We start from the raw sequence: 14,603 nt of genomic DNA on the forward strand, positions 1-14,603 counted from the left end.
TCGCTCGAATCTGTTCCTATCTATCCTGAAAATATCAATTGAGGAGTTTGCCCATGCCCTTTGGTTCTTCCAGGATTGCTCTGCTCTTGGCAGCGGCGATGGCCGTCGCCGCCATGGCTCCATCTTATGCCCAGGATAAGACAACGGGCGAGGCGATCACGGATACGATCAAGGGCTTTCTGGGCGGAAATTCCAGCGAGCAGCCGGCGCCAGCGGGTAAGCAAATCCCCGCGAACCGCGAGCAGATCCAGTGGTCCTATGCTCCCTTGGTGAAGAAAACCGCGCCCGCCGTGGTGAATGTCTATGCCGCGCGTGAAGTTGTCACGCGCTCGCCCTTTGCCGGTGATCCATTCTTCGAGCAATTTTTCGGGCGACAGTTTCAGGGCCGCCCGCGCATCCAGTCTTCGCTCGGCTCGGGCGTGATCGTCGATCCCAGCGGCATTGTCGTCACCAATTACCACGTCATCAAGGATGCCGATGACATCAAGGTGGCGCTTTCCGATGGACGCGAGTTTGAAAGCCGCATCCTCCTGAAAGACGAGACCACCGATCTCGCCATTCTCAAGATCGACGCTAAGGAAGCCTTTCCGACCATCCCGCTCGGTAATTCCGACAAGGTCGAGGTTGGCGATCTGGTGCTCGCAATCGGCAATCCCTTTGGCGTCGGCCAGACTGTGACCAGCGGTATCGTCTCGGCGCAGGCGCGTACCCGCGTCGGCGTTTCGGACATGGATTTCTTCATCCAGACCGACGCTGCCATCAATCCCGGCAATTCCGGCGGCGCGCTCATCGACATGCAGGGCTCACTGATCGGCATCAACACCGCGATCTATTCCCGCTCCGGCGGCTCCATCGGTATCGGCTTCGCCATCCCGTCGAACATGGTGCGGGCGGTTGTGGAGACGGCGAAGAAAGGCGGCAAGAGCTTTGAGCGCCCCTTCATCGGCGCGACCTTCCAGTCGGTGACGCCTGATGTCGCCGAAAGCCTGGGACTCAACCAGCCCTATGGCGCGCTGATAACGGCCATCGACAAGGGCGGTCCGGCAGACAAGGCGGGGCTGAAGGTGGGCGATCTCATCCTCTCCGCCGATGGGCAGCGCGTCGATAATCCCGATGTGCTCGCCTACCGCACGCTCACAACCGGCATTGGCAATCCCATCAAGCTCAATGTGTTGACGAATTCCGCCGAGCGCGAAGTGACCGTGACGCTAGCGAACCCGCCCAAGGACGTCACCAAGATGCAGACGCTTGACGGCGACACCCCGCTCGCCGGTGCCGACGTGGCCGATTTGACGCCCACTCTCACCCGCAAGTTCCGTCTCGGCAATGCGGCAAGCGGCGTCGTCGTCACCGGCGTCTATCGCGGCTCACCCGCGGCGCAATTGAACTTGCGTCCCGGCGATATCATCCGCCGCGTCAATGGCGTGGATATCGCGTCGACGAGCGACCTGACACAGGTCCTCTCTGCGGGCACCGGCCTGTTGTGGCGCTTCGAGTTCGAGCGCAACGGCGCGATCATCAGACAATATATCCGCTGAATATCCGTTGAGCGTAGTCCCGAAAAGCTGACCGGCTTTTCGGGCAAGACTATGCACGAAAAAAGTCCTATATATCAGGGCATGGCTGACCTTTTCTCAATCGGTGCCGACCCGCAGGCCGACCGCAACAGGCCGCTCGCCGACCGCATGCGCCCCCGCCACCTCTCGGAGGTGACGGGGCAGGCGCATTTGACTGGTCCCGAGGGGGTGTTGACCCGCATGATCGCCTCCGGCACCCTCGGCTCGATGATCTTCTGGGGCCCGCCCGGCACGGGCAAGACCACGGTGGCGCGGCTTTTGGCGGGCGAGACAAATCTCGCCTTCGAGCAGATTTCGGCGATCTTCTCCGGCGTGGCGGATTTGAAAAAGGTGTTCGAGGCCGCGCGCGCGCGCCGCATGTCCGGTCGCCAGACGCTGCTTTTTGTGGACGAGATCCATCGCTTCAACCGCGCGCAGCAGGATAGTTTCCTGCCGGTCATGGAGGACGGCACGGTCATCCTGATCGGCGCGACCACCGAGAACCCGTCATTTGAGCTCAACGCCGCGCTTCTCTCCCGCGCCCGTGTGCTGACCTTTCACCCGCACGACGCCGACAGCATCGCTATCCTGCTGGCCCGGGCAGAGGAAAGCGAAGGCCAGCCATTGCCGCTTGATGAGGAGGCGAGGGCAAGCCTCATCCGCATGGCCGATGGCGATGGCCGCGCCGCGTTGACGCTGGCCGAAGAGGTTTGGCGCGCCGCGCGCAAGGATGAGATTTTCAATGCCGTGCAATTGCAGGAAATCGTGCAGCGCCGCGCGCCTGTTTATGACAAGAGCCAGGACGGCCATTACAATCTGATTTCCGCCTTGCACAAATCCGTGCGCGGCTCGGACCCGGACGCCGCGCTCTATTACCTCTGCCGCATGTTCGATGCCGGCGAAGACCCGCTTTATCTGGGCCGCCGTCTGGTGCGCATGGCGGCGGAGGATATCGGCCTCGCCGATCCCCAAGCGCTCGTCATCGCCAATGCAGCCAAGGACGCCTATGATTATCTGGGCTCGCCGGAGGGTGAGCTGGCTCTGGCAGAGGCCTGCGTCTACCTCGCCACCGCGCCGAAATCGAACGCGGTCTACACGGCCTACAAGGCGGCCATGCGCGCCGCCAAGGAAAACGGCTCGCTGCTCCCGCCCAAGCATATCCTCAATGCGCCGACCAAGCTAATGAAGGGCGAGGGCTATGGCGCGGGCTACGCCTATGACCACGACCAGCCGGATGCATTCTCCGGCCAGGATTATTTTCCGGAATCCATGGGGCGCCACACCTTTTATGATCCACCCGAACGCGGGTTTGAGCGGGAGATCCGCAAAAGGCTGGATTATTGGGCGAAGCTGCGGCGGGAGCGGCAGGGGTAAGGATTAATCTATACCCTCGGCCCTATTCACCCTCCCTCTGTCCCGCCGAAGCTTCCGATAATATCTCAGCCCACAGGCTCGCCGAATGGCGGCACATTACAGCGTCCGCACTTTCGGTGTCGGTGAGACACTCGCCGAACCGCCATTCCCGGACTTTCCCACCCCAAACCTTACCCCATCGATGAGCAACCCCACCATCCGCCGCGCTTCCCCGAGGTCGCCATTGCTTGCCGGTGTCGCTAGGCGCAGGCAAGCAAAGAGCAGTTCGCGGGCATTGACATCCTCACGGATCGCGCCTGCGGCTGCTGCGGTGTCGAGCAGGCCTTGCAGTGCCGGGGTGAGCTGGCCTTCCACATAATCGGGGAGGGATTGATAGGCCGGGTCGCCGGAATGCAGTGCGGGCCCAAGACCGCGCTTGGTCGCGACAAAATCAACCAGCCGCTCCACCCAAAGGCCCAGCGCCTCGTCAGGCGCATGTGTCTCGCCTAGCCTGGCGGCGGCTTCCACGCAGGCGTCCACCTCACGCTGGATGATCGCCTTGATCATGTCCGAGCGCTGCGGAAAATGCCGGTAGAGCGTGCCGACGCCGACGCCTGCCTCCGTCGCAATCGCCCGCATCGGCGCGTCAATGCCCGATTCCGCGAACACTTTCATTGCCGCCTGCAGCACCGCATCGAGATTGCGCCGCGCATCGGCGCGCATGGGACGGTCACTGTCTGCGTCCACGGCACTCTTCTCCATGAAAACCTCTTGCTAAACGGAACGTTGTTCCGTATATAAACGGACGAGCGTTCCGTTTGTATACCCTCCCGGCCGGGATTTCGCCAGAGCATAATCCCCGAAAAGTCGCAGACTTTCCGGCCGCGATCATGCGGCAAAAACAAAGATCTCACGCAAGGAGAATTCGCATGCACTATCGTCCGCTGGGCCGTACCGGCATCAGGGTGAGCCCTTGGTGCCTTGGCGCGATGATGTTCGGCAAGATCGCCAATGCCGATCATGACGAATGCGTTCGCAAGATTCATAAGGCTCTCGATTTCGGCATCAACTTTATCGACACCGCTGATGCTTACAGCCAGGGCGAGTCCGAGGAGATTGTCGGCAAGGCGCTGAAAGGGCGGCGTGACAATGTCGTGCTCGCCACCAAGGCCTTCCTGCCGATGGGCGACGACCCGAACAGCCAAGGCAGCTCGCGCCGCTGGCTGACCCGCGCGGTCGAGGATTCGCTGCGCCGCCTTCAGACCGATTATATCGACGTCTATCAGGTCCACCGACCCGCGCCGGATACCGACATTGAGGAAACCCTGTCGGTGCTGACCGATCTGATGCGTGCCGGCAAGGTGCGCGCCATTGGCTCGTCGACCTTCCCCGCCGCCGATATCGTGGAGGCGCAATGGGTGGCGGAGCGCCGGGGCCTTGCCCGCTTTCGCACTGAGCAGCCGCCATATTCGATCCTGAACCGGGCGATCGAACGCGAGGTGCTTCCCGCCTGCCGACGCTATGGCATGGGCGTGATGGCCTGGAGCCCGCTCGCCAAGGGCATGCTCACGGGAAAATACCGCAAAGGCGCGCCGCAGCCGGATTCGCTGCGTGCAAGGTTCATGCCGAAGGCGATGTCCGACGAGGCCAGCCTCGATGCGGTGGAGCAGCTCATTCCGCTGGCGGAAAGCGCGGGAATGTCGCTGATGCATATGGCGCTCGCCTTCGTCACATCCCACCCGGCCATGACCTCCGCCATCATCGGCCCGCGCACCATGGAACAGCTCGACGGCCTGCTCGCGGGGGCAGGAGTGGTGCTCTCCGATGATATTCTCGACCGGATCGATGAGATCGTCCCGCCAGGCGTCGATGTCGCACCGCTGGACCGCGCCGCTTACATCCCACCGTCGATTGCGGACGTGTCGCAACGGCGCAGGCCGGTGGCGGAGAGGGTGGTGGGGTGAGGGACATCTTTCTATAAATAGCGACGGTTGTCCCGCCAGCATTCTAAGCCGAAACAAAAAAGCCCGGACGTCGCCGGGCTTTTCCACATCCATCCAACGTAGGCCAATCCTACGCCGCTGCGCCTTTCAGCGGAAACGGCGTCACATTGTTCTTCTCCGCGCTGTCCTCGGCCAGCAGGCCGCCGGCGCGGAGGAGGGCGGCGAAGCGGCCGTTCTGGGCGGCGAGCTCGTCGAACTTGCCGGCCTCGATCAAATGGCCCTTGTCAAGGAAGAGCACGAGGTCGGCATTGCGCACCGTCGAAAGCCGGTGGGCGATGATGAAGGTCGTGCGATTGCTCGAGAGCTCATCGATCGCGTTCTTCACCTGCGCCTCGGTCTCAACGTCGAGCGCGCTCGTCGCCTCGTCCAGCACCAGGATCGGCGCGTTTTTCAGCACCGCGCGGGCAATCGCCAGCCGCTGACGCTCGCCGCCCGAAAGCTGCGAGCCACGTTCGCCGACGACAGTGTCATAGCCCGCGCTCTTCGACAGGATGAACTCGTGCGCGGCGGCGGCACGGGCGGCGGCATGCACGTCCTCATTAGAGGCGTCGGCGCGGCCGATGCGGATATTGTCCTCGATCGAGCGGTTGAACATGCCCGCATCCTGGAACACGGTCGCAATGGCGTGGCGCAGCGAATGGCGGCTGATCTCGCGCGTATCGACGCCGTCGATGAGGATACGGCCGCGCTGTGGATCGTAGACGCGCTGCAACAGATTAATGAGCGTCGTCTTGCCTGCGCCCGTGGGGCCGACAATGGCGATGGTCTGGCCGGCCTTGGCCTCGAAGGACACGTCATAGACGCCCTGGCCGGAATTGGCGAACTCGAAGGTCACGTTTTCGAAAACAATATTGCCTTCCACATGCTCGAGCGAGCGGACGGAGGCGGGCTCCTGCCTGTCGGCGGTGGAATCCTCCATCTCGAAAAACTCTTCCAGCTTGGCGCGCGCCGTCACCGTCTGGTTGACGAAATTGCTGACCTGGTCGAGGCGGGCGATCATGAGCTGCGCAAAGCCGATAAAGGCCACCACTTCGCCGACGCGCAGCTCGCCCTTGGTAACGAGATAGGCGCCCAGCAGCAGCACGATCACCATGGAAATGGTCGAGGCCATGCGGTTGAGACCGCTGGCGAGCGCCCACCAGTTTAAGACGGGATTCTGCGCCTGCAGGAGGCGGTCGGTGAATTGCTGCAGCGACCGGGCTTCCTCGGTGATGCGGTTATAGCTCTGCAGGACGGCGACATTGCTGATCGAGTCGCTGACATGCTCGAAAACCTTGTGGTGATGGCGCTCGACGGCAGCCTGCCCATCCTTGGTCTTGCGGGTGACGAGCTGACCGATCATGACATAGATGACCCCCAGCACGACGAGCACTAGCGACAGGCGCAGGTCCATCTGCATCGCGGTCGGCACAAGGATGGCGAGACCCACCACGGTGGAAAGGTGGTTGCGGAGGAACTCGAGCCACAGGGTGAAAAGCGTTTCCGTCGCACGCAGCAGCGTGTGCAGGGCATTCGACGTGCCGCGCTGGTGGTGCCAGGAAAGCGGCATGGTGATAACGCGCTCGAACGAATCCGAGAGAACGCCCAGCCGCCGCTTGTGCGCGAGCCGGTCTGCCCCGCGCGCCACCAGCACCACGGCGACAATATTGAACCCGCCGAGACCGGCCCACATCGCCAGCGTCGGCAAGATCGCGGTCTTGTCGGATATGGAATCGATCACCCGTCCGAAGAGGATCGGCTCGGCCACCATCACGCCTGCGAGGACGATATTGGCCACGCACAGGAGCACGGTTGCCGATTTATCGGCCCCCAGATACCGCAGCGATCTCCAGTAAATGCTCAGCAAGGACAATGTGCCACTCCAACCGTTAGAGGTGTTCCTGGCGCGCAAAAGCGTCATGATATTCCACTGGAATAGGTAGTGGCGGTTTCGCTATTAATGAAACCATAATTTGCTACGCCCTGTAACTGGCCGTGATCAAAGGACTTTTTCCGTCCCGCTGACACTTTGCATCAACATTCTTTACATCGCGTGAGAGCTCGCCGCAAGGAGCGAAACGAGCCTTGGTTTACGCGCGCGGGCCTTGCGGTTGGAGCATGAAAGGTTCTAGAGCATGATCCAAAAAAGGTGCAGACTTTTTGGATAGGATCATGCGGCTAAACAATAAGCAGGCGTGACGAGCATGGATATCGGAAAAACATGGCAGGCGTAGAGCAGAAGACGGTGGAAGCGGGCGAGGCGGGCATGCGGCTCGACCGCTGGTTCAAGGTGCATTATCCGGGGCTGGGCTTCGGCCATCTCCAAAAGCTGCTGCGCTCCGGCCAGATCCGGGTCGATGGCGGCCGCGCCAAGACCGACACCCGCATTCAGCCAGGCCAAACCATCCGTATCCCCCCGCTGGGCGTCGACGAAAAAGCCGCCGGGCCGCTGACGGGCCGCACCATCAGAGACCGGGGCGATGCCGATGTGCTCTCCCAGATGCTGCTTTATGAAGACCCGAAGGTCTATGTCTTCAACAAGCCGGCGGGGCTGGCCGTGCAGGGCGGCTCCGGCGTCTCGCGCCATGTGGATGCCATGCTGGAGGCCTGGCGCAACAAGAAGGGCGAGAAACCGCGGCTTGTGCATCGCCTTGACCGGGATACGTCGGGCGTGCTCGTCGTGGCGAAAACCCGCAGCGCCGCTCAGGCGCTGACTGCCGCCTTCCGCGAGCGCGACACCAAGAAGACCTATTGGGCGCTGGTCAAGGGCGTGCCGCGCAAGCGCGAGGACAAGATTTCCACCTGGCTCGTCAAAGAAACGACGCCGGATGGTGACCGCATGCGCGTCTGCGAGCATGGCGAGCCGGATGCGGATCACGCCGTTTCCTACTACCGGGTAATCGACATGGCGGGCCGCAACCTGACCTGGCTTGAAATGGAGCCCTATACCGGGCGTACCCACCAGCTGCGTGTCCACGCCGCCCATATCGGCAATCCCATCATCGGCGATCCCAAATATTTCGAGGCGGACCAGAACTGGGAATTCCCCGGCGGCATCCAGAATCGCCTGCATCTTCACGCGCGCCGCATTCGCATTCCCAATCCTGGCGGCGGGATAATCGATGTCACCGCGCCGCTGCCGCCGCATATGGTGCAGAGCTGGAACTTGCTCGGGTTCGATGAAGCAATGGCGGAGGCGGATTGATGCGGCTCGTTCTTTTCGATTGCGACGGTACGCTGGTGGATAGCGCCGGCGTCATTCATCGTTGCATGGCGCGGACCTTCGCCGAGGCGGGGCTGGCCGCGCTTGACGAAGCGGATACCCGCTCCATCATCGGCCTTTCGCTGGATAATGCCATTGCCAGGCTCTTGAACTGCGAGATCGATGCGTCCGTTCAGGCGCTGAGCGCGCGCTACAAGGATCATTTCATCGCCTTGCGCGATGAGCCTGAATTCGCCGAGCCGGTGTTCCCGGGCATTCCGGACCTGATTGCCCGGCTGGCAGGCCGGGACGATATCGTTATCGGCATGGTCACCGGCAAATCGCGACGGGGTGTGCGCCGGGTCCTGGAAGCGCAGGGCTTTGCCGATCATTTCCTCGTGGTTCGCACGGCGGATGATTGCCCGTCCAAGCCGCACCCGGCCATGGTGCTGGAAGCCTCCTCGGAGGCCGGCTTCGATCCGCGCGACGCGCTTGTCGTCGGCGACGCCATATACGACATGCAGATGGCCCGCGCCGCGGGCGCGCTGGCTGTTGGCGTATCCTGGGGCTATCATACGCCGAAAGCCTTAAGGGAAAGCGGCGCGGATCACGTGCTTGCCGTGCCTGCCGATTTGCTGGCGCTGCTGGAGGAGACTGGGGCGGTGCAGGTCTAAGCTTCTGCTTGTACCGGCGAACGGCCCCTCATCCGACCGCGCTTTCGCGCGGTCGGATGAGGGGTATTTTCGCAGACCTTTACATAATCGACTACCACCCTGAACAGGAACGGTCCCATGCGTGACATTCTGAACGATCTCGAAAACGGCGAAGGCCCCGACCCCGTCCGCCGCGCGCAGGAAGCGATGAAGACGCCGCTGCCGAAGAAATTCTACACCGCCGTCACGGTGGAGGAGGCGGAGGGCGGCTATAGTGTCCATCTCGACGGCAAGCCGGTGCGCACGCCGGGGCGCAAGGCGCTGATCCTGCCCACCCGCGCGGCGGCGCAAATCGTCGCCGATGAGTTCGCCCGGCAGGAGAAAGTGATCGACCCCGCGAAAATGCCCGCCACCCGGCTCGCCAACACGGCGGTCGATGGGGTCGCAGAAGACAGCCAAGCGGTGGTGGAGGATTTGCTGCGCTTCGCCAATTCCGACATGTTGTTCTATCGCGCCGAGGGACCGGAAGCGCTGGTCAAAAGACAGGCGGAGCGCTGGGACCCGCTCCTCGATTGGGCCTCCGAGGCGCTTGGCGCGCATTTCATCCTCGCCGAGGGCGTGATGTACGTGGCCCAGCCGCGCGAGGCGCTCGCAGCCTTCGGTGTTCATGTGAATGCGGTCCGCGATCCTGTTGCGCTGGCGGCGCTCCATACCATGACCACGCTAACCGGCTCCGCGCTCCTTGCGCTTGCCATAGCCAAGGGTGAGATCGGCGCGAAGGAAGGTTGGGACCTCGCCCATCTCGACGAGGACTGGACCATCGAGCACTGGGGCGAAGACGCGGAAGCGAAGGCCCGGCGGGCCTGGCGCGAAGAGGAAATGATGGCAGCAGCGGCAATGTTTGCCGCAACCTCTTCATTTTGAGGTCCTTAAACTGCCCGTTTTGCTGGGTCAGATCGCGCCAAGGCTCAAGGTTCGAACAAAGGAGAATAGTCCGATGTCACGTCCTTACGTCTATCTGGCGCTGACCTTCATTGCGGTATTGGTCTCGTCGATGCATCCCTTCGGAACGCCGACGGATGCGGAGACAACGTCCGAAAATGCGGACGAGTTCGCAAAGAACATCATCTTTCGGACCAAGTAACAGGTTCCTCCCAAGAACCCTTTAAAAAAGAGAAACCCCGGCATTGCCGGGGTTTCTTGCTTTCGGGGCCTGATTCCGGATCAGATCGAATAGTACATGTCGTACTCAACCGGATGCGGGGTCGTTTCATAACGCAGCGTCTCGGCCATCTTGAGCTCGATGAAAGCGTCGATCTGGTCGTCGTCGAACACGCCGCCGGCCTTCAGGAAGCCGCGATCCTTGTCGAGGTTCTGCAGCGCCTCGCGGAGCGAGCCGCAGACGGTCGGGATCTTCTTCAGTTCCTTTGCCGGCAGGTCGTACAGGTCCTTGTCCATGGCCTGGCCCGGATGGATCTTGTTCTTGATGCCGTCGAGACCGGCCATCAGCAGCGCGGCGAAGGCGAGATACGGATTGGCCGACGGATCGGGGAAGCGGATTTCCACGCGCTTCGCCTTCGGCGAGGAGCCGAACGGAATGCGACAGGAAGCCGAGCGGTTGCGCGCCGAATAGGCCAGCAGCACCGGCGCCTCATAGCCCGGAACCAGACGCTTGTAGGAGTTGGTCGACGGGTTGGTGAAGGCGTTGACCGCCTTGGCATGCTTGATGACGCCGCCGATGAAGAACAGGCAGTTCTCGGAAAGGCCGGCATATTCATTGCCCGCGAAGGTCGGCTTGCCGTCCTTCCAGATCGACATATGGACGTGCATGCCCGAGCCGTTGTCGCCGAAGATCGGCTTCGGCATGAAGGTTGCGGTCTTGCCATAGGCGTTGGCAACCTGATGCACGACATACTTGTAGATCTGCATCTTGTCGGCGTTGCGGACCAGCGTGTCGAACTTGACGCCCAGCTCATGCTGCGCGGCGGCGACTTCGTGGTGATGCTTCTCGACGGTGACGCCCATCTCGGTCAGCACGGAGAGCATCTCGGAGCGCATGTCCTGCGCGCTGTCGACCGGCGGAACCGGGAAATAGCCGCCCTTGACGCGCGGACGGTGGCCGAGATTGCCCGTCTCGTAATCGGTGTCGTCATTGGAGGGCAGTTCGGTCGAGTCGAGCTTGAAGCCGGTGTTGTAGGGATCGACCTTGTACTTGACGTCGTCAAAGACGAAGAATTCGGCTTCCGGGCCGACGAAGATCGTGTCGCCGATGCCGAGCGACTTCAAATAGGCTTCGGCCTTCTTGGCGGTCGTGCGCGGGTCGCGGTTATAGGCCTCGCCGGAGATCGGGTCGAGGATGTCGCACATGACGACCATGGTCGACTGGGCGAAGAACGGATCGATATGGGCGGTCTCGACATCGGGCATCAACACCATGTCGGACTCGTTGATGGCCTTCCAGCCCGCAATCGAGGAGCCGTCGAACATCACGCCGTCAACGAACATGTCCTCATCGACAACGGCGACATCCATCGTCACATGCTGGAGCTTGCCCTTGGGGTCCGTGAAGCGGAGATCGACGAACTTTACGTCGTTGTCCTTGATCTGTTTCAGAATGTCATTTGCAGTCGTCATTTCGATTTTTTCCTCAATTCACACGACATTGCGACGATGGATGATGGGAGGACCCCAAGTCAGATCGCGTCGATACCGGATTCACCGGTACGGATGCGGATGACTTCTTCGATGTTGGAGACAAAGATCTTTCCGTCGCCGATCCGGCCGGTCTGCGCGGCCTTGCGGATTGCTTCGATCGCCGCTTCCACGGATTCGTCGCCGAGAACCACTTCCACCTTCACCTTCGGCAGGAAGTCCACGACATATTCCGCCCCGCGGTAGAGTTCCGTATGGCCCTTCTGCCGCCCGAAACCCTTGGCCTCGGTGACCGTAATGCCCTGGAGCCCGACTTCCTGAAGCGCTTCCTTCACTTCGTCGAGCTTGAACGGTTTGATGATGGCTTCGATCTTTTTCATCAGAGAACGGACTCCGCTTTTCTTAAAAGCGAAACGGACCTTGCGCCCGTTTCGCTCTTTTGTAAGCAGGAACCGTGCCAAACTGCAGAAATTTCGCCTGCCCTCGCGTTTCTTTCGGATGGCGCCGAAAAACGGATGGAAATGCGCCATGCGACCCGGCAGGATAAACGAGCCGGTCATTGCCCGGCGCGCTTTATGCCTCGCCTCGCGCGCACTAAGCGGCGTGAAACTGGGCAAAAGATAGGCAATATGCATAATGAATAGTCATGGAGTGCCCCGATGCACGCGCTTTTGACCCCGCGGGAAATGGCCGAGGCCGACCGGTTGGCAATAAACGAAGGCCCGCTTGACGGCTATGGCCTGATGAAAAACGCCGGTGCGGCCATCGCTAGGGCCGTGCTGGAGCGGTTTCCCGCCGCGGGCCGCATCGCCATACTTTGCGGGCCGGGCAATAATGGCGGGGATGGCTATGTAGCAGCCCGGCTGTTGCGGGAGGCCGGGCTCTCCGTTCGCTGCTTCCGGGGGGCCGCGCCGCGCGAGGGCAGCGACGCATTCCTCGCCGCGCGGGATTATCTGGGACCGGTGCATGGTTTCGAGGATTTCGGCGTGAGCGATTGCGATCTCGTCATCGACGCGCTCTATGGCGCCGGACTGTCGCGTCCGGTGGAGGGGATCGAGCGCGTAATGATCGAAAAGGTGAATGAAGCCCGCCTGTCGGTGGTGGCGGTGGACCTGCCTAGCGGCGTTTCCGGCGAGAGCGGCGAAGTTCTTGGCGCTGCCCTTCATGCGGTGCTGACGGTCACCTTCTTTCGCAAGAAGCCCGGCCATCTGTTGCTGCCGGGACGCGAGCACTGCGGCGAGGTGCTGGTCGCCGATATCGGCATCAAGGACGACGTGCTCGAAAAAATCGCGCCGCGCTGCTTCGAGAACACGCCCGATCTTTGGCACGGGGCTTTTCCGAGATTGGCGGAGGACACGCATAAATACCGGCGCGGACATGTGGCCGTGTTTTCCGGCGGCCTGACTGCGGCGGGCGCCGCGCGGCTCTCGGCGCGGGCTGCGGCTCGAACAGGGGCAGGGGCGGTCACCGTGCTCTCGCCGCCCGACGCGCTTCTTGTGAACGCCGCGCATCTGACCAGCATCATGCTGCGCAAAATGGAAGGCGACGCGGCCGACCTCTCTTTCATCCGGGAGCGCAAGGTTGCCACCGCTGTTTTGGGACCCGGTTTCGGCAATATGGCGGACATTCGGGCCCGTGCGCCAAACTTGCTTGACCAGCGCCAGACGGGCGACGGTTTTCGCGCGCTGGTGCTGGACGCTGACGGGCTGACGGCTTTCCAGGACAATCCCGGCCTTCTGTTCCGAGCTTCCAACAGAGAAAACGCCAATGCGCTGGTGCTGACGCCGCATGAAGGCGAGTTCCGCCGCCTGTTCCCTGACATCGCCGATGACACGGCCTTGTCGAAGCTGGAAAAGGCGCGGGCGGCGGCAAAACGCGCCAATGCGGTGGTGATCTACAAAGGCCCTGACACCGTCATCGCGTCCCCCGATGGTCGCGCGGCGATCAACACCAACGGCACGCCGCTGCTGGCAACCGCGGGATCGGGCGACGTGCTGGCAGGCATGATTGCCGGCCTCATCGCACAAGCCATGCCCGCTTTTGAGGCGGCCACCGCCGCCGTCTGGCTTCACGCCGCCGCCGCCAGACGCTTCGGCCCGGGTTTGATCGCGGAGGATTTGCCGGAGATGCTGGGAAACACCCTCCTTCCCCCTTGCGGGGAAGGTGTCTGCGAAGACGGATGGGGGTGGTGACGCTGATGCCTCTACCTCCAGCAAAAGCGCAAATGTCCCCATCCCCATCCGCCCGCTAAAGCGGGCACCTTCCCCGCAAGGGGGAAGGAGGGTGTGAGACCGCCAGCCTCGCCATTAAAATTAAATACGTCATTCCTTATAAAATCAGCCACTTACGTAAATTCCCAGAATCAATCCGGCAGCAACCTCACGTGTAACCTCATCCTTTTCCCTCAACCCGCTCCATGAACGCCCGTGCCGCATTAGGCGCTCTTACCTTCCCTTCATGGATGAAGTAGACGAACACATCGCGCGGCGCGGCGGGGATTTTGTTGTCCGGATCGGCATAGGCCAAATCGTCAGGCGCGCCGCCCTTCGCCCAGAGTTCCGCGCGCTCCACCCATCGGTCGAGTGCCGCGGGCGAATAGGCGGTGGGGATATTGTCATCCCCCTTCTGCAACCGGGCATAGACAAAATCGGCGGTGACGTCAGCGATTTCAGGATAGTCAAAATGCTCGGCACAGGTGATCGCCACATTGTATTTGCGGGCGAGCGCCACGAATTCCGGGACCACGAAGGAAGGATGGCGAACCTCCACCGTATGGCGCAGCTTCAGCCCATCCTGCTTTTCCGGCAGAAGCTTGAGAAACGCCTCGAAATCCTCCGGATCGAATTTCTTCGTCGGCGCGAACTGCCAGAGGATAGGCCCCAGATGCGACCCAAGCTCCGTGATCCCTTGCGTCAGAAACTTCTCCATCGACTCGCCCGCTTCCGCCAGAACTTTGCGGTTGGTGACGAAGCGATTGCCTTTCAGCGAAAAGACGAAACCTTCCGGCACCTCGCTTGCCCATTTGGCGAAGGTCTCCGGCTTCTGTGAACCGTAATAGGTGCCGTTGATCTCGATGGTGGCAAGCTGCCGGCTGGCATATTCGAGTTGCTTTTTCTTCGGCAGATCGTCCGGATAGAACGTCCCCTCCCACGGCTCAAAGGTCCACCCGCCGATGCCTGCCCGTATGGTGCCTGCGTTCGCCATG

The 14,603-nt window shown here is 61.8% G+C and carries 13 protein-coding genes; 8 read left to right on the plus strand and 5 right to left on the minus strand.

Translation table 11 applies throughout. The features are described from left to right. Window positions 1-53: 53 nt before the first annotated feature. Both ACOWVG_RS09495 and ACOWVG_RS09500 read left to right on the plus strand, forming a co-directional pair. Window positions 54-1,538: a DegQ family serine endoprotease gene (locus ACOWVG_RS09495; protein WP_420961716.1), complete on the plus strand. Its 1,485-nt coding sequence runs from the start codon at window positions 54-56 to the stop codon at window positions 1,536-1,538. Between the two features lie 81 nt (window positions 1,539-1,619). Continuing rightward, on the plus strand, window positions 1,620-2,930 hold the full coding sequence (locus tag ACOWVG_RS09500; RefSeq protein ID WP_420961718.1) for a replication-associated recombination protein A: 1,311 nt from the start codon (window positions 1,620-1,622) through the stop codon (window positions 2,928-2,930). A 96-nt stretch (window positions 2,931-3,026) separates the two neighbouring features. On the opposite strand, the gene ACOWVG_RS09505 is transcribed toward ACOWVG_RS09500, so the two are convergent. Then, complete coding sequence (locus tag ACOWVG_RS09505; RefSeq protein WP_420961719.1) at window positions 3,027-3,671, minus strand: TetR/AcrR family transcriptional regulator; 645 nt, start codon at window positions 3,669-3,671, stop codon at window positions 3,027-3,029. Window positions 3,672-3,838: 167 nt separating this feature from the next. On the opposite strand from ACOWVG_RS09505, the gene ACOWVG_RS09510 reads away from it, so the two are divergent. Then, window positions 3,839-4,873: an aldo/keto reductase gene (locus ACOWVG_RS09510; protein ID WP_420961720.1), complete on the plus strand. Its 1,035-nt coding sequence runs from the start codon at window positions 3,839-3,841 to the stop codon at window positions 4,871-4,873. Window positions 4,874-4,982: 109 nt separating this feature from the next. Here the strand turns inward: ACOWVG_RS09510 and ACOWVG_RS09515 are convergent, their stop codons facing one another. After that, window positions 4,983-6,764, minus strand: coding sequence for a glucan ABC transporter ATP-binding protein/ permease (locus ACOWVG_RS09515; protein ID WP_420961721.1), 1,782 nt, complete (start codon window positions 6,762-6,764; stop codon window positions 4,983-4,985). Between the two features lie 348 nt (window positions 6,765-7,112). Between ACOWVG_RS09515 and ACOWVG_RS09520 the strand changes: the two genes are divergently transcribed. The 4 genes from ACOWVG_RS09520 to ACOWVG_RS09535 all read left to right on the plus strand — a co-directional run bounded on the left by ACOWVG_RS09520 (window position 7,113) and on the right by ACOWVG_RS09535 (window position 9,890). Next, complete coding sequence (locus tag ACOWVG_RS09520) at window positions 7,113-8,096, plus strand: RluA family pseudouridine synthase (RefSeq protein WP_420961722.1); 984 nt, start codon at window positions 7,113-7,115, stop codon at window positions 8,094-8,096. Next, window positions 8,096-8,767 (plus strand): HAD-IA family hydrolase, encoded by a 672-nt coding sequence (locus tag ACOWVG_RS09525; protein ID WP_420961724.1) that lies wholly within the window; start codon window positions 8,096-8,098, stop codon window positions 8,765-8,767. The genes ACOWVG_RS09520 and ACOWVG_RS09525 overlap by 1 nt, the downstream gene beginning before the upstream one ends. Window positions 8,768-8,884: 117 nt before the next feature. Continuing rightward, window positions 8,885-9,670, plus strand: a complete 786-nt coding sequence (locus ACOWVG_RS09530) for an ATP12 family chaperone protein (protein WP_420961726.1) — start codon at window positions 8,885-8,887, stop codon at window positions 9,668-9,670. 73 nt (window positions 9,671-9,743) lie between these two features. Further along, the gene (locus tag ACOWVG_RS09535) at window positions 9,744-9,890 is read left to right on the plus strand and encodes a hypothetical protein (RefSeq protein WP_420961727.1); all 147 of its coding nucleotides are present in this window, start codon (window positions 9,744-9,746) and stop codon (window positions 9,888-9,890) included. A gap of 80 nt (window positions 9,891-9,970) precedes the next feature. Here the strand turns inward: ACOWVG_RS09535 and glnA are convergent, their stop codons facing one another. Both glnA and ACOWVG_RS09545 read right to left on the minus strand, forming a co-directional pair. Further along, window positions 9,971-11,380, minus strand: a complete 1,410-nt coding sequence (glnA, locus tag ACOWVG_RS09540) for a type I glutamate--ammonia ligase (RefSeq protein ID WP_420961729.1) — start codon at window positions 11,378-11,380, stop codon at window positions 9,971-9,973. Between the two features lie 59 nt (window positions 11,381-11,439). Further along, window positions 11,440-11,778: a P-II family nitrogen regulator gene (locus ACOWVG_RS09545; RefSeq protein ID WP_188821231.1), complete on the minus strand. Its 339-nt coding sequence runs from the start codon at window positions 11,776-11,778 to the stop codon at window positions 11,440-11,442. Between the two features lie 279 nt (window positions 11,779-12,057). Here ACOWVG_RS09545 and ACOWVG_RS09550 point away from each other — a divergent pair, with 279 nt between their 5' ends. Beyond that, a complete protein-coding gene (locus ACOWVG_RS09550) occupies window positions 12,058-13,590 on the plus strand; it encodes an NAD(P)H-hydrate dehydratase (RefSeq protein ID WP_420961731.1) in 1,533 nt (510 codons plus the stop codon). 199 nt (window positions 13,591-13,789) lie between these two features. On the opposite strand, the gene ACOWVG_RS09555 is transcribed toward ACOWVG_RS09550, so the two are convergent. Next, window positions 13,790-14,602 (minus strand): DUF72 domain-containing protein, encoded by an 813-nt coding sequence (locus ACOWVG_RS09555; protein WP_420961733.1) that lies wholly within the window; start codon window positions 14,600-14,602, stop codon window positions 13,790-13,792. Between the last annotated feature and the right edge of the window lies 1 nt (window position 14,603).

The organism is Brucella sp. IR073, assembly GCF_049065735.1.
GTDB lineage: Bacteria > Pseudomonadota > Alphaproteobacteria > Rhizobiales > Rhizobiaceae > Paramesorhizobium.

Bases quoted from the DNA above. Each gene is read 5' to 3' on its own strand.
- ACOWVG_RS09510 (WP_420961720.1), top strand. From the start codon at position 3,839: ATGCACTATCGTCCGCTGGGCCGTACCGGCATCAGGGTGAGCCCTTGG.
- ACOWVG_RS09495 (WP_420961716.1), top strand. From the start codon at position 54: ATGCCCTTTGGTTCTTCCAGGATTGCTCTGCTCTTGGCAGCGGCGATG.
- ACOWVG_RS09545 (WP_188821231.1), bottom strand. From the start codon at position 11,778: ATGAAAAAGATCGAAGCCATCATCAAACCGTTCAAGCTCGACGAAGTG.
- ACOWVG_RS09555 (WP_420961733.1), bottom strand. From the start codon at position 14,602: ATGGCGAACGCAGGCACCATACGGGCAGGCATCGGCGGGTGGACCTTT.
- ACOWVG_RS09550 (WP_420961731.1), top strand. From the start codon at position 12,058: ATGCACGCGCTTTTGACCCCGCGGGAAATGGCCGAGGCCGACCGGTTG.
- glnA (WP_420961729.1), bottom strand. From the start codon at position 11,380: ATGACGACTGCAAATGACATTCTGAAACAGATCAAGGACAACGACGTA.
- ACOWVG_RS09520 (WP_420961722.1), top strand. From the start codon at position 7,113: ATGGCAGGCGTAGAGCAGAAGACGGTGGAAGCGGGCGAGGCGGGCATG.
- ACOWVG_RS09505 (WP_420961719.1), bottom strand. From the start codon at position 3,671: ATGGAGAAGAGTGCCGTGGACGCAGACAGTGACCGTCCCATGCGCGCC.
- ACOWVG_RS09535 (WP_420961727.1), top strand. From the start codon at position 9,744: ATGTCACGTCCTTACGTCTATCTGGCGCTGACCTTCATTGCGGTATTG.
- ACOWVG_RS09530 (WP_420961726.1), top strand. From the start codon at position 8,885: ATGCGTGACATTCTGAACGATCTCGAAAACGGCGAAGGCCCCGACCCC.
- ACOWVG_RS09525 (WP_420961724.1), top strand. From the start codon at position 8,096: ATGCGGCTCGTTCTTTTCGATTGCGACGGTACGCTGGTGGATAGCGCC.
- ACOWVG_RS09500 (WP_420961718.1), top strand. From the start codon at position 1,620: ATGGCTGACCTTTTCTCAATCGGTGCCGACCCGCAGGCCGACCGCAAC.